This is a genomic window from Kitasatospora sp. LaBMicrA B282 (assembly GCF_050325825.1).
Taxonomy (GTDB): domain Bacteria; phylum Actinomycetota; class Actinomycetes; order Streptomycetales; family Streptomycetaceae; genus Kitasatospora.
Window position 1 is genome coordinate 1 of record NZ_JBNQTI010000158.1, and the last position, 21,741, is coordinate 21,741.

The 21,741-nt window shown below is 71.6% G+C and carries 20 protein-coding genes and 2 pseudogenes; 8 read left to right on the forward strand and 14 right to left on the reverse strand.

Annotated elements, in window-relative coordinates:
* Positions 1–81: 81 nt before the first annotated feature.
* From ACQRUO_RS31330 to ACQRUO_RS31340, 3 genes are all read right to left on the reverse strand, one after another.
* Positions 82–933 carry an AfsR/SARP family transcriptional regulator gene (locus tag ACQRUO_RS31330; RefSeq protein ID WP_428319495.1) on the reverse strand — a complete coding sequence of 284 codons (852 nt, stop codon included), beginning with the start codon at positions 931–933 and terminating at the stop codon, positions 82–84.
* A 445-nt stretch (positions 934–1,378) separates the two neighbouring features.
* On the reverse strand, positions 1,379–2,263 hold the full coding sequence (locus ACQRUO_RS31335) for an SDR family NAD(P)-dependent oxidoreductase (protein WP_428319496.1): 885 nt from the start codon (positions 2,261–2,263) through the stop codon (positions 1,379–1,381).
* Positions 2,264–2,291: 28 nt separating this feature from the next.
* Positions 2,292–3,143, reverse strand: a complete 852-nt coding sequence (locus ACQRUO_RS31340) for an SDR family NAD(P)-dependent oxidoreductase (protein WP_428319497.1) — start codon at positions 3,141–3,143, stop codon at positions 2,292–2,294.
* 173 nt (positions 3,144–3,316) lie between these two features.
* On the opposite strand from ACQRUO_RS31340, the gene ACQRUO_RS31345 reads away from it, so the two are divergent.
* Positions 3,317–3,937: a PadR family transcriptional regulator gene (locus ACQRUO_RS31345; protein WP_428319498.1), complete on the forward strand. Its 621-nt coding sequence runs from the start codon at positions 3,317–3,319 to the stop codon at positions 3,935–3,937.
* A 297-nt stretch (positions 3,938–4,234) separates the two neighbouring features.
* Positions 4,235–4,837, forward strand: a complete 603-nt coding sequence (locus ACQRUO_RS31350; protein ID WP_428319499.1) for an acetate uptake transporter — start codon at positions 4,235–4,237, stop codon at positions 4,835–4,837.
* Between the two features lie 76 nt (positions 4,838–4,913).
* Here ACQRUO_RS31350 and ACQRUO_RS31355 read toward each other — a convergent pair whose 3' ends face one another.
* Entirely contained in the window at positions 4,914–6,398 is a 1,485-nt protein-coding gene (locus tag ACQRUO_RS31355; protein WP_428319500.1) for an MFS transporter, read from the reverse strand.
* A 147-nt stretch (positions 6,399–6,545) separates the two neighbouring features.
* Between ACQRUO_RS31355 and ACQRUO_RS31360 the strand changes: the two genes are divergently transcribed.
* Positions 6,546–6,905 carry an ArsR/SmtB family transcription factor gene (locus tag ACQRUO_RS31360; protein ID WP_428319501.1) on the forward strand — a complete coding sequence of 120 codons (360 nt, stop codon included), beginning with the start codon at positions 6,546–6,548 and terminating at the stop codon, positions 6,903–6,905.
* Here ACQRUO_RS31360 and ACQRUO_RS31365 read toward each other — a convergent pair.
* The 3 genes from ACQRUO_RS31365 to ACQRUO_RS31375 form a co-directional block, all read right to left on the reverse strand.
* A complete protein-coding gene (locus ACQRUO_RS31365) occupies positions 6,887–7,051 on the reverse strand; it encodes a hypothetical protein (protein WP_428319502.1) in 165 nt (54 codons plus the stop codon). The genes ACQRUO_RS31360 and ACQRUO_RS31365 overlap by 19 nt on opposite strands.
* A 200-nt stretch (positions 7,052–7,251) precedes the next feature.
* Positions 7,252–7,875 (reverse strand): hypothetical protein, encoded by a 624-nt coding sequence (locus tag ACQRUO_RS31370; RefSeq protein WP_428319503.1) that lies wholly within the window; start codon positions 7,873–7,875, stop codon positions 7,252–7,254.
* Positions 7,876–7,982: 107 nt separating this feature from the next.
* Entirely contained in the window at positions 7,983–8,483 is a 501-nt protein-coding gene (locus tag ACQRUO_RS31375) for a MarR family winged helix-turn-helix transcriptional regulator (protein WP_428319504.1), read from the reverse strand.
* An 80-nt stretch (positions 8,484–8,563) separates the two neighbouring features.
* Here ACQRUO_RS31375 and ACQRUO_RS31380 point away from each other — a divergent pair, with 80 nt between their 5' ends.
* The 3 genes from ACQRUO_RS31380 to ACQRUO_RS31390 all read left to right on the forward strand — a co-directional run bounded on the left by ACQRUO_RS31380 (position 8,564) and on the right by ACQRUO_RS31390 (position 12,634).
* The gene (locus ACQRUO_RS31380) at positions 8,564–9,334 is read left to right on the forward strand and encodes a DUF4386 domain-containing protein (protein ID WP_428319505.1); all 771 of its coding nucleotides are present in this window, start codon (positions 8,564–8,566) and stop codon (positions 9,332–9,334) included.
* Complete coding sequence (locus ACQRUO_RS31385; RefSeq protein WP_428319506.1) at positions 9,331–10,158, forward strand: SDR family NAD(P)-dependent oxidoreductase; 828 nt, start codon at positions 9,331–9,333, stop codon at positions 10,156–10,158. The genes ACQRUO_RS31380 and ACQRUO_RS31385 overlap by 4 nt, the downstream gene beginning before the upstream one ends.
* Before the next feature lie 139 nt (positions 10,159–10,297).
* On the forward strand, positions 10,298–12,634 hold the full coding sequence (locus tag ACQRUO_RS31390; RefSeq protein ID WP_428319507.1) for a collagenase: 2,337 nt from the start codon (positions 10,298–10,300) through the stop codon (positions 12,632–12,634).
* A 61-nt stretch (positions 12,635–12,695) separates the two neighbouring features.
* On the opposite strand, the gene ACQRUO_RS31395 is transcribed toward ACQRUO_RS31390, so the two are convergent.
* On the reverse strand, positions 12,696–12,995 hold the full coding sequence (locus ACQRUO_RS31395; RefSeq protein WP_428319508.1) for a hypothetical protein: 300 nt from the start codon (positions 12,993–12,995) through the stop codon (positions 12,696–12,698).
* Positions 12,996–13,361: 366 nt separating this feature from the next.
* On the opposite strand from ACQRUO_RS31395, the gene ACQRUO_RS31400 reads away from it, so the two are divergent.
* Complete coding sequence (locus ACQRUO_RS31400; protein WP_428319509.1) at positions 13,362–13,913, forward strand: hypothetical protein; 552 nt, start codon at positions 13,362–13,364, stop codon at positions 13,911–13,913.
* Between the two features lie 130 nt (positions 13,914–14,043).
* On the opposite strand, the gene ACQRUO_RS31405 is transcribed toward ACQRUO_RS31400, so the two are convergent.
* The 4 genes and pseudogenes from ACQRUO_RS31405 to ACQRUO_RS31420 all read right to left on the reverse strand — a co-directional run bounded on the left by ACQRUO_RS31405 (position 14,044) and on the right by ACQRUO_RS31420 (position 16,649).
* The gene (locus ACQRUO_RS31405) at positions 14,044–14,472 is read right to left on the reverse strand and encodes a DUF5959 family protein (RefSeq protein WP_428319510.1); all 429 of its coding nucleotides are present in this window, start codon (positions 14,470–14,472) and stop codon (positions 14,044–14,046) included.
* A gap of 591 nt (positions 14,473–15,063) precedes the next feature.
* Positions 15,064–15,459 carry a GNAT family N-acetyltransferase gene (locus ACQRUO_RS31410; protein WP_428319511.1) on the reverse strand — a complete coding sequence of 132 codons (396 nt, stop codon included), beginning with the start codon at positions 15,457–15,459 and terminating at the stop codon, positions 15,064–15,066.
* 201 nt (positions 15,460–15,660) lie between these two features.
* Positions 15,661–16,207 (reverse strand): annotated as a pseudogene (locus ACQRUO_RS31415) (transposase); the annotation flags it as partial.
* Positions 16,208–16,295: 88 nt separating this feature from the next.
* A complete protein-coding gene (locus ACQRUO_RS31420) occupies positions 16,296–16,649 on the reverse strand; it encodes a hypothetical protein (protein WP_428319512.1) in 354 nt (117 codons plus the stop codon).
* Positions 16,650–17,362: 713 nt separating this feature from the next.
* Between ACQRUO_RS31420 and ACQRUO_RS31425 the strand changes: the two genes are divergently transcribed.
* Entirely contained in the window at positions 17,363–18,319 is a 957-nt protein-coding gene (locus tag ACQRUO_RS31425; RefSeq protein ID WP_428319513.1) for a WD40 repeat domain-containing protein, read from the forward strand.
* Positions 18,320–18,480: 161 nt separating this feature from the next.
* Here the strand turns inward: ACQRUO_RS31425 and ACQRUO_RS31430 are convergent.
* Positions 18,481–18,681 (reverse strand): annotated as a pseudogene (locus tag ACQRUO_RS31430) (transposase); the annotation flags it as partial.
* Positions 18,682–18,906: 225 nt separating this feature from the next.
* Positions 18,907–21,558, reverse strand: a complete 2,652-nt coding sequence (locus ACQRUO_RS31435) for a WD40 repeat domain-containing protein (RefSeq protein ID WP_428319514.1) — start codon at positions 21,556–21,558, stop codon at positions 18,907–18,909.
* Between the last annotated feature and the right edge of the window lie 183 nt (positions 21,559–21,741).

A 21,741-nucleotide genomic window follows, 5' to 3' on the forward strand; every position in this document is an offset into this window, starting at 1 on the left:
TTTTTTTTCTTCCCGGGCTTTGGGTGCGGCGGGCGTTGCGGCCGCCGCCCCCACCGGCCTCGTCGCTCAGGGCCTGCTCGCTCAGGGGCAGACCCCGCGCTCGCTCGCCGAGCTGTCGGTCGTGAGCATGTGCTGGTGCAGGCGCTCCAGTTGGGGCGCCGGCTCCAGGCCCAGGCCCTCGACCAGCCGGGTGCGCAGCGTCCGGAAGCTCTCCAGGGCGGCGGCGCGGCGCCCGCACCGGAAGAGCGCGGTCATCAGCTGGCCGTGCAGGTTCTCGTGCAGCGGATTGGCCGCCGCGACCCCGGTCAGCTTCGCCAGGATCTCGTGGTGCCGGCCGGCCCGGAGCTCGAGGTCGAAGTACTGCTCCACGGTGGAGAGCCAGAGCTGCTCCAACCGCCGGACCTGGGCCTCGATCACCGGCCCGTGCGTGACGTTCTCCAGCACCACCCCGTCCCAGCCGCCGGTGGCCTCGCGGAAGTGGTGCACCGCGGCGGCGGCCTCCTGGCTGGCCAGCGCGAACCGGCCCCGGGCCACCTCGGCCTCGAAGCGCGCGGCGTCGATCCGCTCGGGGTCGACCCGCAGCAGGTAACCGCCGGGCTCGGTGAGCAGGATCCGGTTCGTCACGTCCTCCGCGGTCAGTTCGCCGGCCTCGGCGAGGAAGCGCCGCAGCTGGCTGATGTAGGTCTGCAGCGTGGCTGCGGCACTGCGCGGCGGATTTTCGTCCCAGAGCTCCTTCATCAGGGTCTGGGTACGGACCATGTGATTTGCATTCAGTATGAGAACGGCCAGTAATTTGCGCTGCTTGGATACCTTCGGAATGCTGAGCCGGTCGCCCGATCTGACTGCGAGCGATCCGAGCAGGTAGAACTCCATTGCCGTGACCCCCGTCTCCCCCGCTTCACCGGCGAACAGGCCGGTGATCGCGATTCGCATCCATCGTACAACAGCACTGACGTTTCATCAGGGGCTGCTGGGACGCCTGAGAGGCCGCTGGGAGCCCACCGAACGACCCCTCCGCAGCCGTTCGTCGATCAGCGTGCGGAGGGCCGCCCGAATGCCCGGATATCGGAACACCGGTTTGTCGATTCCGCCACCTCAGGGCCGTGTCCGAACCGGCCGGTCCGTTCTTTAGAACGAATGCCGGACCCGCCCCGCGCGGTCGGACCGGGAATCATCCGGCGTCCGCCGGACGGATACCCGGAACACCGGGGGCGACCCGCACGGGAATTCCGGGAGGAAGCTGGGAATCCGCTGGAAGCGGGGAATCGAATGGATGCGGACATGGCGAAGCCTCGCCGACCGGCCGCGGGGGAATGGGGCCGGTCGGCGAGGGGCTGGTGGGGGCGCGGGTGCCGCGCGGATGCGCGCGAACCGCCGGCTATCGCGCCAGTTCGGCGAACGGGCCGCGCAGCCGCTCGGTCTCCGCCCAGAGCCGCCGCGCGGTGTGCCGGTCCAGCGAGGCCGGCGAGGAGGAGACCGGCGTGAACCGGTCGTAGTAGCGGCCCGGTTGGACGGTTGCCGCGGTCGCCAGCTGCACCAGTGGCTTGGCCCCCTGGCTGGGCGGCAGCAGGAACCACCGGGTGGTCGCGGTCAGCAGCCGGATCGCCGGGTTGTACACCGAGCGCACCAGGCGGGTGCGGACCATGCCCGGGTGCACGGCGACCATGCTGTACCGCGGGTGGCGGCGCTGGAACTCGTAGGTGAAGAGCAGGTTCGCCAGCTTCGTGCGGCTGTAGGCCCCGAAGGTGTCGTAGCGCCGCGCGCTCTGCAGGTCCTCGAAGTCCAGGTCGGCGCTGCCACCGAAGACCGCCGCACGGTGGCCCTCCGAGTTGGTGTTGACGATCCGTCCGTCGCCGCGGTCGAGCAGCGGCAGCAGCAGGCCGGTCATGGAGTACGGCGCGAGGTGGTGCACCGCGAAGTTCAGCTCCATGCCCTCGTCGGTGACCCGCCGGGGCGACACCATCACCCCGGCGTTGTTGATCAGCGTGTCCACGGCCCCGGTCTTCGCCCGGACCGCCCGGGCGACCTGCTCGACCCCGGACCGGGTCGAGACGTCGCCGGCCACGAAGACCGGCGGCGCCGCGGTGGACGCGCCGCCGAGCGCGGCCAGCAGGGCCTGGCCGCGCCCGGCGTTGCGGCCCACCAGGATCAACCGGTGGCCGCGGGAGGCGAGTTGCACCGCCGCCTGGCGGCCGATGCCCGACGTGGCTCCGACCAGCACGATGGTGCGGGCGTCCGCCGAGGCGGCGTTGCGCGAACTCATCCGTTCCTCCCCCGGGTTCGCGGCCGCCTCAGGCCGCCGGCTTGATCTTGTTGAGACCCATCACGCCGCTGATCATCCGGTCCCGGGTGCGCAGCGGCAGCCGGGAGACCAGGCCGACCAGCCGGGTGTCCGGGCCGACGTTGTAGCGCGGCTTGGGCTTGCCGACGGTCAGCGCCTTGACGATCGCGTCGGCCAGGATGGTCGGCGAGGAGGGCTTGATCTTCGCCATCGCCTTGCCGACCGCCGCCAGCTGGTCGCGGTAGAGCGCCACCAGCTCGGGCGACTGCACGGCCGCGGCCCGCTGGGAGGCGGCGTCGGCCTTGACGAAGATCTCGGTCTGCAGCGCACCCGGCTCCAGCACCACGACCGGGATCTTCCAGTGCGCCAGCTCGACCCGCTGGGCGTCGGACAGCGCCTGGAGCGCCGCCTTGCTGGCCGAGATCGGGCCGAAGAACGGGCCCGGCACCCGCGCGGTGGAGGCGGTGATGTTGACGACGCGCCCCTTGCCGCGGCGCAGGTGCGGCAGGAACGCGCGGGTGACCAGCGCCGGACCGTAGACGTTGACCTCGAACTGGCGCTGCAGCTCCTCGGCCGGGACCAGCTCCATCGGCCCCTGGACGATGACGCCGGCGTTGTTGACGACGCCGGCCAGCCCGTTGTCCCCGTTGGCCCGGACGGCCGCGACGGCGGCGGCGATGCTCTCCGGGTCGGTGAGGTCGAGCTTGAGCACGTGGACGTCGGGCGACTCGGGCAGGTCGCCGGTGTGGCTGTGGATCCCCGCGTAGACCCGGAACCCCGCCTTGAGCAGCGCGCGCGTGGTGGCCACACCCACGCCGCCGGCCGCACCGGTGACCAGGACCGCTCGTGACTTGTTGGACATGAGAACGCCTCAACCCTCTCCATGACTGACATGGATCGTGGTACATGATTCGTGGGACATGTTCCTTTCGACATGTCATGCTTCCACTGTGCTCGAGCGTGTGTCAAGATCCATGTGTCAACATGAGGTTTCTGGCGACCGAGGGAGCCAGAACTGCCGGCGAGGAGCTGCGGATGTCGCTGCGTCATGGCCTGCTCGGACTGCTCGCGGAAGGGCCCGCCAGCGGGTACGACCTGGCCCGCCGCTTCCAGGAGGGGCTGGGCAGCGTCTGGCCCGCCCAGCACCCGCAGATCTACTCCGAGCTGTCCCGGCTCGCCGCGGCCGAGCTGATCGAGGTGGACAGCTACGGCCCCCGCCGGCGGACCGCCTACCGGATCACCGACGCCGGCCTAGCCGAGGTGCGCCGCTGGTTGGCCGAGGTCGAGGTGGACCACAGCTTCCGCCTGGAGACCCTGCTCCGGTCGTTCTTCTTCTGGCTGATGGAGCCAGAGGAGCTCAAGGCCCACCTGGCGGCCGAGCGGCAGTACTACCAGCAGTACGGCCAGGCGCTGCGGACCTACGCCGGCGCCAAGGACCGCGGCGAGTGGGGCACCAGCCGCAAGACCCGGGCCCAGCGGATCGCGATCGAGGCGGCGATCCGGGTCAACGAGGCGCTGGCGGACTGGGCGGCGTGGGCCGAGGAGACCGACCTGATGACCGCCGAGGACTTCGGCCGGGCCACCGACCCCGCGACGGCCGACGTCGCGGATGTGCCCGAGAAGTCGGACGCGGAGCCGGGCACGCATTCGTCGTAACGGCGGATCCCGTTCACTCCTCCGAACGGGCGAACTCTGTTCGAATTTCCAGGGCTGAAATCGGCGGCGGTTGACGATTTGTCATATCGTCCGCCTTACTAACTTTTCCCGGTCGTGGCCAGCTGTGGCACCACCAGTCACAGGGGCAACTGCGGCCCCAGTATTCCCAGGGGCGGGTCCGCAGTACCCCAGAAGTCACAAAAAAGACGCGTGCAACGGGTGTTTCAAAACAGCTATTCACGTCAACATATGTGTTCTGTCGCGTCGTCATCCCACTCCCCTGAAAGGAAGACACCCGTGGCAACCCAGCAGTCAGCTCCGTCCCCCGTCGCCGCCGAGATCGCCGACCCCGCCCCGCTCGGCCTGGCCGGCTTCGCCATGACGACCATGGTCCTCAGCTGCTTCAACGCCAACCTGCTGAGCGACAAGCTGAGCGTGGTGGTCCTGCCGCTCGCCCTGGCATACGGCGGTCTGGCGCAGCTGCTGGCCGGAATGTGGGAGTTCCGCAAGGGCAACACCTTCGGCGCCACCGCGTTCAGCTCCTTCGGCGCCTTCTGGCTCGCCTACTACTTCCTCGTCAAGGACGCCGTCCCGGCCGCCGCCACCAACCCGGACCTGCACAAGGCGATCGGACTCTTCCTGCTCGCCTGGGCCATCTTCACCGCCTACATGACGGTGGCCGCGGTCCGGGTCAGCGGGGCCGTGCTGGCCGTCTTCGCGGTGCTGACCATCACCTTCGCCGTCCTGGCGGCGGGCGCCTTCGGGCCGAGCACCTCCGCCACCAAGGCCGGCGGCTGGCTCGGCCTGGTCGACGCGGCGCTGGCCTGGTACGCCTCGTTCGCCGGGGTGACCGCGTACACCTTCAAGCGGCAGATCCTGCCCACCTGGCCGGCCCGCTAGGCGCACCCCGCCCCGCACCCGACGGCGGCGCACCGGAGGAGGTCCTCCGGTGCGCCGCCGGCACGTGCGGGCCGGCTCAGCGGGCGTCCGCCATCGCCTGCGCGGCCTCCCGCTCGCGCGCCGGGCTGCCGGGCACGGACACCGGTGCCGCGCCGCTCCGGACGCCGACCGCACCCAGCACCGCGGCGACCGCCAGCGCCAGCACCGCGCAGACCAGTGCCACGCGCAGCCCGTCCCGGAACTGCCCGGCCGACGCCGGCCCGACCAGCAGGCCCATCACCGCCACCCCGACCAGACCGCCGAGCTGCCGGGAGGCGTTCAGCACGCCCGAGGCGATCCCGGCGTTCGCCCGGTCCACCGCGGCCAGCATGGTGGTGGTCATCGCCGGCACCACCAGCCCGAGACCGAACCCGGCGGCCAGGAACGGCAGCACCAGCGCGGGGTAGTGGTGCCCGCCGACGGCCGGCAGCACCAGCAGGTAACCGGCGGCGGCCAGCACGCCGCCGCCGATCAGCACCCGGCGGGCGCCGAACCGGCGCACCAGCGGCCCGCAGCAGAGGTTGGCGACCAGGATCGCGGCCGTCATCGGCAGGAAGGCCAGCCCGGTCCGGATCGGCGAGTACGACCAGACCTGCTGGAAGAACAGGCTGAAGACGAAGACCAGGCCGTAGAAGGCGAAGTTGACCAGCACCCCGATCAGCGCGGTGGCACCGAAGGCCGGCCGGCGGAACAGCCCCAACGGCAGCATCGGGTCCGCGCCGCGCCGCTCCACCGCCAGGAAGCCGGGCAGCGCGAGCACGAAGACCGCCAGGCAGCCCAGCACCAGCGGCCCGGTCCAGCCCTGGGCGTTGGCCTCGACGATCGCACCGGTCAACGCGCCCAGGCCGAGCACCGCGAGGAGCTGCCCCGGCAGGTCGAGCGAGCGCCGGCCGGCGCCGGGCACGGCGGCCGGGGCGGGTGCGGCGGCCGGCGCGGGTGCGGGCAGCGCGTACCGGCGGGTGGCCACGATGCCGACGGCCGCGACCGGCACGTTCACGAAGAAGATCGACCGCCAGCCGAGGCCGTCCACCAGCAGACCGCCGATCACCGGCCCGAGCGCCAGCGCCACCCCGCCGGCGGCGGCCCACAGGCTGATGGCGCGGGTCCGCCGCACCGGGTCCGGGTGGTTGGCGTTCACGATCGACAGCGAGGAGGGCACGATCAGCGCGGCGCCCACCCCCTGCACCACCCGGGCGGTGATCAGCACCGCCAGGTCGGGCGCGGCACCGCAGGCGAAGGAGGCGACGGCGAAGAGCAGGAAGCCCCGGACGAAGATCCGCCGTGGGTCGTGGCGGTCGCCCATCGCCCCGGCGGTGAGCAGGAAGGCGGCGAAGGTCAGGGTGTAGCCGTTGATCACCCACTCCAGGCCGGCCAGGCTGCCGCCCAAGTCGGCCGCCAGCGCCTTGGTGGCGACGTTGACCACGCTCACGTCGAGGATGATGACCACGAAGCCGAGGCAGGCCGCGAAGAGCGCGAGCCCGGGCCGCGCCCCGGTGGGGACGACTGGTGACTGCTGGGACATGTGCGCTTCCCTCCGAAGCCGCTAAAGTGTTAGTCGCAAGACGAACACCCATAGTGTTAGCAGATCATCGAACACTCGGGCAATCCCTCGCCGCGCACCCCCGGACGGCGGCGAGGGAACGGCCGACCCCAGGACGGAGCAGTGACCATGACGACCGGACAGCAGCCGAGCGCTCCGGGCTACCGCAGCGCCCCGGTCCACGCCGACCCCGACCAGGTGACCCTGGAGGCCGCCCTGCTCGCCCTCGCCGACCCGGTGCGGCAGACCCTGGTCCGCGAGCTCGCCGGCTCCGGCGACTGGGAGCGGGCGTGCGGCAGCTTCGACGTGCCGGTCACCAAGGCGACGCTCAGCCGGCACTTCGCCGTGCTGCGCGAGTCCGGCCTGCTGGAGCAGCGCGACGCCGGCCCCAAGCGGCTCAACCGGCTGCGCCGCCCGGAGTTCGACGCGCGCTTCCCCGGCCTGATCGACCTGGTGCTCGCCAACTCGCCTCAGCCCCAGTCATCCTGACGCCTGATGAGCTCCTGCACCGCCTGGTAGCTCGGCACCGCGGCGCCGCCCGCTGCCGGCCGCCCGTCGCGCACCGCCACGGCGGCCGCCACCGCGGCGCCCAGCGCCGTGCGGAAGAGCAGCGAACCGAGGCTGACCCGGGCCACCGTGGCGCGCAGCCAGTCGCAGTGCCCGGTGGACCGGAGGCGGCGGGCAGCGGCACCAGGCGCGGGTCGGCGAGGGCGCCGGCCGGCTCGGCGTGCCGGGTGAACGCGTGGGTCGCGTTGCCGGGGGTGGTGGTGGTCGTCATGGGGCCACCGTAGGAGCGGGTCGCTTCGGCGGCGGCCGAAGTGTCACTCTGCGATGGTCAGTTGGCGGGGAGCTGCGAGAGCCGATCGTACGACTCGAAGGTGTACTCCGCGGTGTACGAGACCTGGCTGCCGGTGGCGGCGGGCAGGCCGAGGCGCTGGTCGAGCAGGTCGGTGAGCGGGCCGCAGCCGGTGACGGCGGGGGTCGGGAAGGTGCTGGAGGCCGAGAACCGGATCAGCGGCGGGTTCTGCGAGAGCCAGGTGCTCGGGCCGGAGCGGACCAGGTGCAGCATGACCGGCTGGGCGTCGGTGCCGATCCGGCAGTCCGCGCCGAGCAGCGGCGAGTCGAGCCTGAAGCTGAGAGGCAGCTCGCTGGGGTCGCCGCCGCCGTAGAGCGCGGCCGAGGAGCCGTACTGGGTCTGGACACCGAGCCCGAACAGGCCGTCCGCCCCATCGGAGTCGTCGGAACCCGCAGGATTGTCGAGGCCCCCGGCGCTGTCGGACCCCGCGAGGCCGTCGGCACTGCCGAACAGGCCGCCCGGGACCGGGGTCGGCCGGTCCTTCAGCGCACCGAAGACCATCCCGAAGCTCCCGTCCGGCATCGGACCCTCGGCGTGCACCATGGTCATCGGGCGCAGCGCCGGCAGCTCGACCGAGCCGAGCGTCAGCTGCCCATCGGCCACCAGCACTTCGCAGGCGCAACCGACCGCCACCCGCTCGCCAGCCGCCGGTCGCCAGCCGCCAGCCGCCAGCCGCCGGCCGCCGGCCGCCGTTCAGTGACCGCCGCCCGTCAGTGCTTCCCCTCCGGGCGCAGCGACCGGTACCCGGGGTGCACCCCCGGGGTGAGCTCCTGCTGCTCGGCGATCCGGCGGAGCAGCCCGATCAGCTGCCCGTGCTCCTCCGGCGTCAAGGCCTCGCACACCTGGCGCTCGTGCGCCATGCCCGCCTCGCGCAGGCCGGCCAGCAGCGCGGTGCCCTGGTCGGTCAGGTACAGCGCGTAGAGCCGGCGGTCGGTGGGGTTGCGGCGGCGCTCGATCAGGCCGCGCGCCTCCAACTCGTCGGCGAACGGGACGAACCGGCTCGGCGGCATCCCCAGATCGTCGGCGAGCTCGCGCTGGCTGCGGCCGGGGGTGAAGGCCAGCAGTCGCAGCAGGCCGGCCTGCGCGGGGGTCAGCCCGAGGCCGGCGATCCGGTCGGCGAAGAGTCCGGCGGCGTGCGAGCCGAGCTGGGCCAGCAGGAAGGCCGCGCCGCCGATGGCGGGCGACGCACCCTCGGGAGGATTCATACTCATGCGAACATGATAGCTGCTTGACAATCGTTCCGCGATGTAATCATTATCTTTGGTATAGGACCTACTCGAGGAGCACAGTCATGAGCCCCAGCGCAGCCCCCTCCCCCACCCGGGGAGCCCAGCACCAGGAAGCACCGCCGCAGCAGAGGCCCCCGCAGACGCCCCCGCGGGCGCCCCACACCGGCCGCCGACCGCAGTCCGGCCCACCGCTGCTGGCCCCCGTGCTCGCCTTCGCGGCACTGACCATCGCGTACGTGGTGGTCAACCGCGCCACCCCGCACCCCGACGCCACCGGCACCGCCGTGCTGCAGTACACCCGGGCGCACGCCACCACCGTCCGGGTCGGCGCCTACCTGCTCTTCTCCTCCGCCGTGCCGCTGGCGCTCACGGCCGCCGTGCTCTACCGGCGCCTGCGCGCCCTCGGCATCACCGCACCGGGCTCGGCGATCACCCTGACCGGCGGCATCCTGGCCTCCGCCGCACTCGCCGCCGGCGGCGGCTTCGCCTGGACCGGCGGCCGCCTGCCGGCCGACGCCTCCCCCGCCCTGGCCCGCGCCCTGGCCGACCTCTCGTTCCTTAGCGGCGGCCCCGGGTTCGCCGTGATGCTCGCCCTGCTCATCGCCGGCGTCGCGGTCCCGGGCCTGCTCGCCCACCTGCTCCCCCGCCCGCTCGCCTGGACCGGCCTGGCCCTCGCCGCGGTGGGGATGGTCTCCTCGCTCACCCTGCTGGCCGACGGGTTCGACTACCTGCTCCCGGTGGTCCGGTTCGGCGGCCTGGTCTGGCTGGTGCTGGCGGCCGTCCGGCTCCCCGCCACCCGGCACCGCGTCGTGCGCGGGAGTGCGGGCGCATGAACGGGACGCGGACATCCGACACGGCCACCGATCTCCCGGCCCTGGCGAGCTACCCCGACCTGGCCGGCAAGACCGTCGTGATCACCGGCGGCTCGCGCGGCATCGGCGCCCGGACCGCGCGTGCCTTCGCCGCCCAGGGGGCCCGGGTCTGCATCGTCGGGCGTGACCGACAGGCGCTGGATGCCGTCCGCGCCGGGCTCACCGCAGGTGGCGGGCAGGACGAACCCCGCAGCCAGGCGATCAGCGTGGTCGCCGACGTGACCGACTCCGCGGCGCTGGAGTCAGTCCGCGCCGAGGTGGCGCAGCGGCTCGGCCCGGTCGACGTCCTGGCGGCCTTCGCCGGCGGCCAGGGCCACCCCACTCCGTCGCCCCAACTGACCGAGGAGCGCTGGCGGCAGATCCTCGACTCGGACCTGACCTCGACCTTCCTCACCATCCAGGCCTTCCTGCCCGCGATGCTCGAACGCGGCCGGGGCACCATCCTCACCATGGCCTCGTCGGCCGGCCGCGAACCCAGTCAGGCCAACCTCGCCTACGCCACCGCCAAGGCCGGCCTGGTCATGCTCACCCGCCACCTCGCCACCGAGCTCGGCCCGCACGGGATCCGCGTCAACTGCCTCGCCCCGTCGGCCATTCGTACCGAGAAGGTGGCGCAGCAGATGCCCGCCGAGGTCGCCCGCCAGGTCGCCGCCGCGCATCCGCTGGGTCGGATCGGCAGCACCCAGGACGTCGCCCAGGCCGCCCTCTTCCTCGCCTCCGACGCCGCCGCCTGGCTCACCGGCCTCACCATCGACGTCGCGGGCGGCCGGATCACCACGCACTGACGGGCGGTCGCCACCAAGATCAACATGATAATATTTCACATGTCATTGATCTGACAGTCGGCGCGTGGGACCGTGCCTCACAACGCCTCCCTCATCGGCCCCCGAGGCGCATCCACTGGTCCCCCACCGAGGAGTGATGATGCGTCAGCTCTTACGGCTGCCCGGATTCATCGCCTTGCTCACCGCCACGACCACGGCAGCCGCCGTCTTCGTCGCCCCGAGCTACGCCGCCCCGACTCACACCGACGCCCAGCGCCACACCGACGCCCAGCGCCACACCGCCCCGAGCTCCGCCCCCGCGACGGCGGAGCCCGCCCAGCAGGTCGACCAGGCCGCCACCCCCCACCGCGGCCTGCCGCCGACCGGCAGCATCACCAGCACCGACCTCATCGGCAGCGGCCGCGGCCGGGACGCCGTGCAGAACGGGCGGCTCGCCCCCGCCCAACTCCCCCCGCGTGCACCGCAGTCCGCCGTCCCGACGGCACCCGCACGCACGGCCGGGCCCGCCACCACCTCCTGCACCCCCGCCGACTTCGCCGGCCGCACCGGCTCCGACCTGGTCTCCTACGTCGCGGACTCGACCATCGACTGCATCAGCTCGCTCTTCACCATCAGCGGTGGCAACGCCGCCGGGGTGTTCCAGGAGAGCCAGATGATCACCGTGGCCAACGGGTTCCGGAGCGCCGCCGCCGGCTACGCCGGTGACGACTCGACCGGGACCTGGCAGTTGGCGTACTTCCTGCAGGCCGGGTACTACGTCCAGTACTACGACTCCACCGACGTCGGCAGCTACGACGCCTCGCTCACCAGCGCGGTGCAGGCCGGCCTCGACACCTTCGTCGCCGGCCCCCACCTGAACGACGTCAGCGACGGCAACGGCGAGGTCGCCGGCCAGGTCATGATCCTCACCGACTCCGCCAACCTGCAGGCCCGCTACCTCACCACCTACCAGCAGGTCCTGAACGCCTACAGCAGCGCGTACAACTCGTCCTGGTCGATGGTGAACTTCGTCAACTCCGTCTACACCCCGCTCTTCCGGGGCCACCAGAACCCGGACTTCGTCGCCGCGGTCACCGCCGACCCGGGCATCATCACCACGCTCGACGACTTCGCGCTCCACCACACCGACCTGCTCGGCACCGCCGACTCCTTCCTGGACGCCAACGCCGGGCTGGAGACGTCCCGCTTCATCGAGCACCCGGCGCTGGCGGCCACCGTGCGGCCGCTGGCCAAGGGCCTGCTCGACGTCTCCTCGATCACCGGCCCCACGGCCCCGCTGTGGGTCGGGGTCGCCGGCATGGTCGGCTACTACGACCAGGCGAACTGCTCCTACTACGGGGTCTGCAACCTGTCCCAGCAGCTCAAGGCCGCCGCGCTGCCGATCAGTCACACCTGCGACGCCACGCACGGCATCCTGGCGCAGAGCCTCACCGCGGCCGACCTGTCCGCCGTCTGCGCGAGCCTGCAGAACCAGGACCCGTTCGTCCACAACCTGGTCAAGGACGACGGCCCGATCCCCGGCCAGTACGAGTCCTCGCTGCAACTGGTGGTCTTCGCCAGCCCGCAGGACTACCAGACCTACGCCGGCGGGATCTACGGCGTGAGCACCGACAACGGCGGCATCACCCTGGTCGGCGACCCGACCGACCCCACCAACCAGCCGCTCTCCCTCACCTACCAGAACGGCGACGACGGCTTCACCGCCGGCATCTGGAACCTCAACCACGAGTACACCCACGCCCTCGACGGCCGCTACGACCTGAAGGGCGACTTCACCCAGCAGACCGTCGTCCCGGACGTGTGGTGGATCGAGGGCGTCGCCGAGTACGTCTCCTACACCTACCGGAACGTGACCGACACCGGCGCGGTGGCCGAGGCCCCCAAGCACACCTACGCGCTCAGCACGCTCTTCCAGAACACCTACCAGAACAGCGACGAGACCCGCACCTACCCGTGGGGCTACCTGGCCGTCCGGTACATGGTCGAGCGCCACCCGGACGTCATCGCCGCCATGCTGAGCCACTTCCGCACCGGCGACTACTCCGGCGGCTACGCGGTTTACAACTCCATCGGCACCGCCTACGACGCCGACTTCACCACCTGGCTGGACGCCTGCGCCGCCGGCGCCTGCGTGGTCGGCGGCACCACCGCCTGCACCGCGACCGACACCCGCGTCCTGGCGCAGAACTGCTACCGCACCGACCAGGCCGCGACCGCGGGCAACCTGGAGTACTACTACATCTACCTCCCGGCCGGCACCACCACGCTGACCGTCACCAGCAGCGGCGGCACCGGGACCGCCTACCTGCTCTACGACCCCGACACCTGGGCCGTCCCCAGCGCCTACACCCAGGGGTCGCTCAACAACGGCACCAGCCAGAGCCTGACCGTCACCAACACCACGGCCGGCTACCGGTACATCAGCCTCTACGCGCAGACCGACTTCAGCGGCGTGACCATCTCCACTCAGTACTGAGCCGGCAGCAGCGGTCGGCGTTGCTCCTGCGGGCCGCCGCCGCTCCGGCTCGGTCCGGCTCTCAGTCCGGCTCGCCCAGCGCCCGGTACGCCGCCGGGGGTTGGGCGAGGTCGGGGTGGTCACCCCAGTAGTAGTCGCCCCTGAGCCCGAGCATCGCCCAGTGCCACGCCTCGTCGTGGAAGACCAGCCCACGATGGGGCGCGCCGGGCAGCTCGTAGGGGTAGAACGCCGCCGCCTCCGCATCGGCCTGCGCCGACGTCATGCCGCCGTAGGTGCACAGGACCCAGGCGTACCTGGCGCGTTCGCCCCGCAGGCAGCGCAGGTACTCGTCCTCGGGCCACTCCGGGTCTTCGTCCACCACGACGGGATCCTAGTGGGCGGCTTCTGTGGTGGTACGTCAGCGGCGACACGTCAGTGGTGGTACGTCAGCGGTGATATCTCAGCGCAGCGACATGCGGACCGACGCCGACCAGCAGCCGGCCACCCGGTGTCATCGCCAGGGCTCCCACCGGCAGGGGGAAGACCAGATCCTGGCCGACCTGCTCCCGGGTGGCCAGGTCCCAGACCCGGACCAGGTCCTCCCCGCCGCCCGCACTGCACTGCACTGCACTGCACTGCACTGCCGAGAGGTCACCATCGCACACCAGGACAGGGCCGAAGGGTGCAGCTGGGAAGCGTAGTTGTGCGCGTCGGCGCTACGATGCCGACACCGTCCTGAGGGGGAGCAATGGGGTGTCTGCTGGCTGCCGCCCGGGCGGCGCTCGTGGTCGTCGTCACCTGGCTGACGCTGATCATGCTGATGATGCTGGTGGGCTCGTTCCTCCCCGGTCCCCCGCCCCACGGCACCTACTCGCCCACGGACATCATGCTGTGGCTGCTCGCGTTCCTCCTCGCGCCGCCGGCCGCCTGCGTCGTGTTCCGCCGGTGGATCACCGTCGGCCGAGCCGTGCGGCCGGTGAGTCCGGTTGAACCGCCTCCTCCCTGGCCGTACGCGCAAGCCGACCAGGACGGGCCCACCTGGCACACGGACACATCGCCCCCTCCGTGGCCCCACGCGGAACCGACCTCCCAGGCCCCCGACGCCGAAGCCCGCCGACAGGACCATGCGGAAGCCGAGAAACAGCGTGCGGACGCCGTGCGAGCGCGCGCAGAAGCCGAGAAGCAACGTGCGGCAGCTGCGCGGGCCCGCGCGGAAGCCGAGCGGAAGCGCAGAACGGCACATGCCAGACGATCAGGGGCGCGCTACCGCCGCATGCAGGAGGAACGTCGGCGCAAGTGACAAGCCGCGCTGTTCTCCTGCACCACTTCCGTCGGCTCCGGGCTCCGGATCCGCTGGAAGATCCGCAACGCATCCACGAGGCCCAGCCGAGCCCGGGATGCGCACGGATCTGCTGCTGCCGGCCGGCCTCCTACTCCGACGGGATCGATGTCCAGGAAGCCACCAGATCACGGAGGCGCCCGCGATGGTCCGCGATCCACTCCTCCGGCAGGTCGATCGGAACGCGCACGGTCACCATTGAGACCGTCTCGTCCTCGACCACCACCTCCGGGCAGGCGCGCTCGCCGGTGAGCTGGATGAAGACGGACGGCCCCCTGCTCATCTCCATCCAGGAGATGTCCTCCCCGGCGTCAAGCCTGTCGAGGGCATGACCCCAGGCTTCCAACTTCGAGGCCGACAAGGCCAGATCGAGGCATCCACGCACAAAGGGCGTCTCGACGACGATCTTTGCCGCCAGGCCGGCAGGCCATCGCGGGTGCCGCCCCAGGACCCTGACGCTGACGCTGTTGCCCTCGTCATCGGCGAGAACAACAAGATCCATCGGAGCGACATCAGCCACAGCTCTCCTCCGTTCAGGGGATACGGGAGGCATCGTGGCTCACCCCGGGATCTCCATGCCAGTGGATTCCCATCAGCACGGCACCGCGGGAGCTCATTCCGTTACGAGTTCTCGGGGGGGTGCGCAGGCCCCCGCGACGTTTGCAGCCCGACCGAGAACGGTGCCTCCCTTGCGGTGGTGTGAAGGCCGCGGCGCACGGACACAGGGCGGGCCACCATCAACCGCTCGGTCGTGATCAGAAACCAGGGGTGGGCCAGGTGTGAGCCACTTTTCTGTCAGTGTCCGCCTTCAGCCGACCCCACCGCAGGGACTGCGCGCAGCGCTGGACGCCGCAATGGCGCCATTCGACATCAACGCCTCCGACGACTGGAACCCCGACGGTCAATGCGACCACTGGCACATCGACGCCGGTGACGGGGATCGTTTCTCCGTGCGGCCCGAGTACGACGGCGATCCGCGGCTGATCTTCCAGGCGACCCACCCGAACGGTGAGCCACGTACCCGGCTGCCTCTCCGTTGTGACGGTGGGCCACGAGGCCCGCTGAATCTCGACGCCACCGGATGCCATCGTGCAGGTGCGTCCTTGCCAGATCAGAGCGCGATAAGACCTGCCGTTGTCGGCTTGAACCCGCAGGCGTCGAAGTAGAACGACCGCAGGTCGTCCACGAAGTCGACGTGAAGCCATTGGCAACCGGCCTCGCGGCTTTGCCGGGCGGCCACGGCGACAAGTTCGGCTCCGATTCCGGACCGACGGCGAGCTCCCGCGACCACGGTGTCGAGGATGAACGCGTGAACGCCGCCGTCCCATACGACGTTGACGAAGCCGACGAGTTCACCGTCATCACGCGCACAGACCCAGCCGAGGCTGTGCCGCTGCACCCGGGTCAGCCAGTCGACGTCCACGGATCGGTGATCGAAGCCCGCTGCATGCAGGGCGTTGACCGCAACGTTGTCGAAGTCACCCCGCCACTCATAGGTCATCGTCATGGGGCGAGCGTAGACCGGAGCCGTTGCCCGATCCGCCTCCACAGGCAGGGAACTGAACGACGGCAGCCGATACCGACGGATACCGTATCGCGGAGAGGAGCCGAGCATCCTCACGGCCGACTGACGAGAATGCCTCAGGGCTGTCCCGTCATCGATCTTTCAGTGGTTCGGGCGGGACTGGCCGTCGCGGGATCGGCTCGCTTACGCGGCTTGGCGGAGGTTGTGCAGGCGGCGATGCCGAGCATGGCGTGGTGGACGCCGTCGCCCTGGAGACGGCAGTCGCGGAGGATCTTCCAGGTCTTCATCCGGGCGAAGACGTGCTCGACGCGGGCACGGACCTGCTTGTGCTCGCGGTTCTGCTCGGCCTGCCATTCGGTGAGCTCGCCTCCCCTGGGGTGTCGATGTGGGATGACCAGGCCGGTTCCGGGGTAGCCGCCGTCGGCAATCGTGGTGGTCCTGCCGACGGCAGCCTTGACACCGGACTCCCCTCCCACGCCTTGCAGTCGTTGCGGTTGCCCGGCGGAGGTCCGCCGATGGCGACGACCAGGAGGATGTGGGCGTCGATGACGACCTGGTGGTTGGTGGAGTACCGGTAGTTCTTCGACTGCGCGGCGATCGTTTGGTTGCGGGTGGGGACCAGGATGCCGTCCACGATCAGCACGGTGTCCTTGCGGAAGCGGCGGCGGGGCTTGAGCGCGAGCAGTGGGCCGACGTGGTCGATGATGCGGTCGGCCGCCGGCTTTAACACGGGGGCTGTCCAGGAGGGCTTCGACGCGGTGATCACGGCATGCACGGCGTGACCATTTCACGCGGGGCCTACCGGTGGTGCCGAGTGCTCACGCTTCTCGCCGCTGACCGGGCCAGAGATCCTGATAGGCAGCGTCCATGAACTCGACCTGTGCCCTACCCAGTTCGGATGCGCCCGGCGCTTCGCCGCGGGCGGCTTCCGCCAGGCGAGCAGCATAGCGGTAGGTAGCCCCCCGCAGCGGCTCGGTCCTGGCCGCCAGATCGATCTCCGCCTGCGCCAGCCACAGCTCGTCCACGAGCTGATCAAGCACACCACCCGCCGCACGTTCGCCGTTGGGCAGGCATGCGGATGCCTCCTTCGCCACCCGAAACGCGACGCTCAGGAACTTGAGGATCACGTTCTTGAGCTCGGCGCGGTGCGCGGCCGCCTCCTGGACTGCCAACTGCCGAGTACTCGCCCGTGACACCAGGTACTGCCCGAACAGTGATCCGACCGCACCGAGTGCAACTCCCGCCAGGGACAAAACCGCTGGCCCCAGACTCCCCCAAGATCCCATGCCTGCAGTCTCTCAGCAGTGCCCTGCCCCCATCCAGAGGTCCCGAAGTCCGGGCACGCTTCCGACTCCAGGCGGACCTTGCGGCCAGTAGTTGCGGGACAGCCCTTCGGCTGGGTCAACTCATCCACACACATTGACAACTGCTCACCTGGAGTACCACGCGAGCGCAGCGAAGCCGCGAGGACTCCGTCGCTCAATTCGCTGCTGGGGATGTAAGGGGAGCGGCGTGATCCGTTCCTGTGGTCGCTTCCTTGTCGTGCGGCTGACGGGGTGGTGTGGATGTCGATGCGGCCTCAGGTACTGCCTGAGATCCCGGAGCTGACCGCGGCGGTGGCGGGCGCGGCGATGGCGTGGGGCGAGCACGGTTGCCGCCGCCCGCCGGCCGTGTGAGCGGGACCTCGTGCACAGCCCGGCCAGCCCCGCGGGGAGCACTACAAGGCCCGTTGATGGGGCAGGTCATTGCCGGCCCGGCGTGTGACTGCTGCTTACGGCCAGTGATGTTGCGGAGACGGTTGTCAGTGCGCTTGGCTACGGTTGCCTTCGGATGGCGGCGTGATGGGGAGGGCTACGAGGTGGGACACTGGGCGGGATTTGCGGACGTGGCCGAGGTGGTCCGTATCGCGGGGGCACACGCCCCCAACCCCGGTGTGGCGCTGGTAAGTACGAGCGCTGATCACGGCGTGCTGCTGGTGTCGTCGGGGTCGGACGGTGTGTGTCGCTGGAATCCGGACACCGGCGCCCGGCTGTGGCGGGCTGCGGGGACCTCCGATGCGGCGCTTGGGTTCGCCACCGTCCACGCCGACGGTGTCCCCGTGCTGGCAGCGGCCACCGAGCAGGCAGACATCGTGCGCTGGGACGCCCGAACCGGCGAGCAGCTTCCCGGCTGGGGGCTGTGCGACTCCGAGTTCTGGGGCATCGACGCCGCCGTGCTGCCAGGCGGCCGCGCCATCGTCGTCGGCGCCGGCGAGGACGGCGTCTTCCGCATCGACGCCCTCACCGGCGAACTGGTCGGTGACGTACTCGAGCCCGATACCGGCGCGCTCTCGGTCAACTGCCGCACGCTGGACGACGGCACGGTGGTGATCGTCTGCGGCAACCGAGGCGGCCAGGTGCAGCGCATCGACGCGCTCACCGGGCAACTGCTCGGCCCTCCGCTACAGGTCCAAGAGACCGACATCCCCGACATCGCCCGGGTGACGACCGTGGACCTGCCCGGCGGTGCGACGCTCGTCGTCGGCACCGAGTTTGAGGGTCTCGTCCACCGGTGGGATCTGCGCACCGGCGAGCCCGTGGGTGAACCCATCGATGCCGGAGAGCCACTGCCCGATGTGTCCGCGCTGCGCCTTGCCGGGGAGTCCGTCCTGATCACCTCGGGCTACGAGCAGGTCGTTCGCTGCTGGCACGCAGTCACCGGCGAACTGCTCGCCTCGCTGCCACGCGTCGCCCGGTCCTGCTGCGGGGCCGGCCCGAACAATACGATCCTGTTGGCGAGCTTGACCCGGGCTGGCGACCTCGCCCTCGATCGTCTGGGAACTGCCGCGGGCCCAGGCCGCTGACCCGCGGTGGGGGGCCGACCTGGGCCGCCGGCTCCGTCCTGGCCCGGGTGCGAAGACTGCTGGTCAGTGCCCGGATCCGGACTCCGTCCTGCCATACCGTGTTCGACCAGCCGGGTACGGAACTTCGCCGGCACGGTGAAGTCGAGGCCGGTATCGGCCAGCTCCATCCCGAGGGCGTATTTCCAGTCGATGGCGCGCACCGTCATCTGGGCGGCCTGCCGGTCGGTGAGGTTCTCGGCGAACTGCAGCACCGTGACCAGTGCCAACATCCCCGGCGCCAGCCCCAGCGCCCCACGTACCCCAAACGCCCCAGCGAACGGCTCGTCCGCGAACACCACTGCCAGCCGCTCGCGCACCCGCATCGCCAGCGAAACCGTCCGGGAACGCCGCGCCCGCCACCGCCGCGGTCAGCTCCGGGATCTCAGGCAGTACCTGAGGCCGCATCGACATCCACACCACCCCGTCAGCCGCACGACAAGGAAGCGACCACAGGAACGGATCACGCCGCTCCCCTTACATCCCCAGCAGCGAATTGAGCAGCGGAGTCCGCGAGCGCAGCAAAGCCGCGAGCGGCTCCCGAGGGACCGTCAGCGGGCGGCGAGCAGGGCCAACTCGGTGCCGTAGCAGACCACCACGCGCCCCTCCGGGTGGGGCAGGAGGGCGGTGACCGCGGCGGGGAAGACCAGGGGTGCGTCGAGTTCGGCGCCTGTGCTCAGATCGCGGACGGAGACCTGGCAGGGCTCGGTGTCGCTCGTCGTGACCAGCCGCGGGGCGCCGCCGTCCGCCGTCACCACCGCCAGGCTGCGCACCGGACCGGCGGGGCGGCCCGGCAGCGGCTCGTGCCCGGCGAGTGGGGCGTGGTCGCGCAGGCTCCAGGTGCGGACCGTGCCGTCCCGGCCGGCGGTGACCGCGATGGGGTGGCCGTCCAGCGTGGTGGTGGTCAGCGCCGTCACCCAGTCGGCGTGGCCCGTCAGCGGTGCGCCGAGCTGCTGCCCGTTCGCCAGGTCCCACACCCGCACCGTTCGGTCCCAACTCCCGGTCACGGCCAGCGCCCGCCCGTCCACGGTGGCAGTGGCGAGTGCGGTGATCCGGCTGGTGTGGCCGGTGAGCGGCGCGCCGACCGGCTGCCCGGTCGCCATGTCCCACACTCGCACGGTGGCGTCCGTCCCCGCGCTCACCGCGACGGCCCGCCCGTCCACGGTGGCGGTCGCCAGGCCCACGATCCGGCCGGTGTGGCCGGTCATGGCCTGGTCGAGCTCCGTGCGGCCGGACAGGTCCCAGCGGCGGAGGACGGCATCCGCGCTCGCGGTCACCACCACCCGGCGCTCACCCACCCGGGCCACCGCCGCCAGGACCGCCTCCATCCGGATGCTCTCACCCGTCGGGAGCCCGTAGGGCAGGTCCCAGGTGCGCACCGTCCCGTCCGCGCCTGCGGTGACCACGAGCGGCCGGCTTCCCACCTCGGTGCTGATGCTCGCCGCCAGCACCGTGTCGCCGTGCCCGCGGATCTCGGTGCACCGCAGGGCCGGCTTGTGCCACATGTGCCAGACACGCACGGTGTGGTCCGCGCCGGCGGTGACGGCGACCGGGTACCCGCGCACCGTCGCCGTCGCCACGTCCCACACCTGCCCGGCGTACCCCTTCAGCGGCTCGTTGATCTGCCGCGCGAGGTCCGTCGCCCAGATCCGCACCGCCCGGTCCTGGCCGGCGGTCACCGCCCGGAGCTCCTCCCGGATCGTCCCGGCGAGGGGTCCGCGCCCGTACACCCGTTGGCCCGCCACGGCCATGGCGGCCGCCCGGACCCGGTCCTTGTGGTTGGCGAAGGGCCTGCGCGCCTCGGTACCCGAGGCGCCGTCCAGCACGCGCACCGCGTGGTCGGCGTCGGTGGTCAGCCGGAACACCCGCCCGTCGACGACGACCGTGCCCAGGACGGTGGTGGCCGGGTCGAGCTCGGCGGCGGCCACGGCCGGGGCGGGGTCGGCGGGGTCCCAGCTCCAGGGGCACTGTTCGGGCTGCGCCGGCAAGCGGATCGGTTGGCCGCCCAGCTCCTCGGTGGTCACCACCCACCCGTCGGCGCCGGCACGGGAGGCGGTCACCCGGTCCCACACACGCAGCAGACCACCGTGGTCACGCAACAGGGTGACCGGGTGGCCGGATATCTCCACGTACGGGGAGGTCCGCGCCACGGCGCCGGAGCGAAGCCCGCAGGCGGCGGCCAGGTCGCCCAGCACGACCACCGCGGTGTCGCCGTCGGTGAGGTGGGAGACGTCGACGGCGTCGAAGGCGCAGGCGAGCAGGCGTCCGTCGACCACCAGCACGGTGGCGCGCGGATCGGCGAGCTCGTCGGCGGCATCGGCCGGCGGTGCGTCGAGCGGAGTGCCAAGTGAAGCTCCGGACAGGTCGGACAAGTCCCAGAACCGTGTCGTACCGTCGAGTTCGGCACGCAGCGCCAGCGGGTGGCCGTGCTCGTCGGCGAGCAGCTGCGCGGGGACGGAGGCGCCGAGCTGCGCGCCGGTGGCGGTGTTCCAGAGGTGCAGGGTCCGGTCGTCCTCGACCGTCAGGACGACGCTGCGACCGTCGAGGTCCGCCACGGCCGCGACACGGACGCATTCGCCCACCAGTGTCCCGGTCACCAGGTCGAGGAGCAGGACCCGCTCCTCGCTGCCGGGCTGCCGGTGGCGCAGCAGCGCGAGGTCACGACCGTCCAGGGTGACGGTGGCGACCCGGTCCACCTCGGCGTCGAGCGAGCTGCGGGTGTCGGTGCCGAGGCGCAGGGCGGGGAAGGCCTCGGCGCCGGTGGTGAGGTCCCAGATCCGGACCGTGCCGTCCCGGCTCCCGGTGACGGCCAGCGACCGACCGGCGACCTGGGCCGTGTCGACGGTGGTCACCGCCTGCTGGTGACCGGTCAGCGTCCAGTGCAGGCGCGAGTCCAGCTGCGAGCCCCTGACCCAGTCCACCCGCCAGCCGAGCGGTGGCGCCCCGGGGACCTCCACCGCCGCCAGTTGCTGGGCCAGCTCCTCGGCATCGGCCCTGGCGGCGTCCAACGCGAGCACGAAGCGCCGTTGGGCCGCGGACAGCGTGCGGTGGGTGGGGAGGGAGACCCGGTATAGCGAGGCTGCAGTGCTCTCGTCGCGGTCCGAGGCGGCCAGCAACTCGATATGGACGGAGTCGGGGTCGGCGTTGACGAGCCGGCCCAGGTCGGTCGGATCGTCGTCGGAGTCCCACAGATCGTCAGCCATGAGGTCACGCTAGCCGACACCGCCAACAGCGTCGTGACGGTGGGACGGCGGTCGGCCCGGAGCGGGGGGGGGGGGGGGGGGGGGGGGGGGGGGGGGGGGGGGGGGGGGGGGGGGGGGGGGGGGGGGGGGGGGGGGGGGGGGGGGGGGGGGGGGGGGGGGGGGGGGGGGGGGGGGGGGGGGGGG

Bases quoted from the DNA above. Each gene is read 5' to 3' on its own strand.
- ACQRUO_RS31330 (WP_428319495.1), bottom strand. From the start codon at position 933: ATGCGAATCGCGATCACCGGCCTGTTCGCCGGTGAAGCGGGGGAGACG.
- ACQRUO_RS31335 (WP_428319496.1), bottom strand. From the start codon at position 2,263: ATGAGTTCGCGCAACGCCGCCTCGGCGGACGCCCGCACCATCGTGCTG.
- ACQRUO_RS31340 (WP_428319497.1), bottom strand. From the start codon at position 3,143: ATGTCCAACAAGTCACGAGCGGTCCTGGTCACCGGTGCGGCCGGCGGC.
- ACQRUO_RS31345 (WP_428319498.1), top strand. From the start codon at position 3,317: ATGTCGCTGCGTCATGGCCTGCTCGGACTGCTCGCGGAAGGGCCCGCC.
- ACQRUO_RS31355 (WP_428319500.1), bottom strand. From the start codon at position 6,398: ATGTCCCAGCAGTCACCAGTCGTCCCCACCGGGGCGCGGCCCGGGCTC.
- ACQRUO_RS31360 (WP_428319501.1), top strand. From the start codon at position 6,546: ATGACGACCGGACAGCAGCCGAGCGCTCCGGGCTACCGCAGCGCCCCG.
- ACQRUO_RS31375 (WP_428319504.1), bottom strand. From the start codon at position 8,483: ATGAGTATGAATCCTCCCGAGGGTGCGTCGCCCGCCATCGGCGGCGCG.
- ACQRUO_RS31380 (WP_428319505.1), top strand. From the start codon at position 8,564: ATGAGCCCCAGCGCAGCCCCCTCCCCCACCCGGGGAGCCCAGCACCAG.
- ACQRUO_RS31385 (WP_428319506.1), top strand. From the start codon at position 9,331: ATGAACGGGACGCGGACATCCGACACGGCCACCGATCTCCCGGCCCTG.
- ACQRUO_RS31390 (WP_428319507.1), top strand. From the start codon at position 10,298: ATGCGTCAGCTCTTACGGCTGCCCGGATTCATCGCCTTGCTCACCGCC.
- ACQRUO_RS31400 (WP_428319509.1), top strand. From the start codon at position 13,362: ATGGGGTGTCTGCTGGCTGCCGCCCGGGCGGCGCTCGTGGTCGTCGTC.
- ACQRUO_RS31410 (WP_428319511.1), bottom strand. From the start codon at position 15,459: ATGACGATGACCTATGAGTGGCGGGGTGACTTCGACAACGTTGCGGTC.
- ACQRUO_RS31435 (WP_428319514.1), bottom strand. From the start codon at position 21,558: ATGGCTGACGATCTGTGGGACTCCGACGACGATCCGACCGACCTGGGC.